This is a genomic window from Lysinibacillus sp. 10T31, from assembly GCF_056394365.1.
The window spans coordinates 1-413 of record NZ_JBFTHS010000227.1 but is presented as its reverse complement, the minus strand read 5'-3'; the positions used below and the strand labels follow the sequence as shown (position 1 = coordinate 413).

Sequence of the window (413 nt, the reverse complement as noted above, 5' to 3'; positions counted from 1 at the left end):
CAATAAGGCTGTGTTGCTCTTCATTAACGATTTTTCGGGACGGGGTGGCGAAAAATTTTACCTTTACTTGGATGGTGTTTTAAGTGAGGTTTCCGCAAGGGATGTGGCGGAAGTAAATTTCGAAATAATTTGCCATGACTATTGGCTGCTGGCGCCGGCGATATTTGCAGCGGCGGGTAGGCTTCCCTCGGTAGTGACGGACGTGGATGAGTTGCGGATATCGACATCAGGGATACGTAGCGATAGAGAGGCTCGCGACAGGATCGACGTGTCTACCCAGTTGCTAGAGCTTGGATACGAAGAGGAAGAGGTTCTAGGTCGGTATCGGAATATATCATTCAAGAATTCTGATTTCGATGATGAGATATTCTCGAAAGTTGCCGTTGCGCTGCTTAAGTACTCTGCCCATGTTG

1 protein-coding gene is annotated in these 413 nt (G+C 47.9%); it reads left to right on the top strand.

The features are described from left to right. On the top strand, positions 1-413 hold a 413-nt coding region (locus AC1DCY_RS27775; protein ID WP_477356021.1), incomplete at both ends, for a hypothetical protein.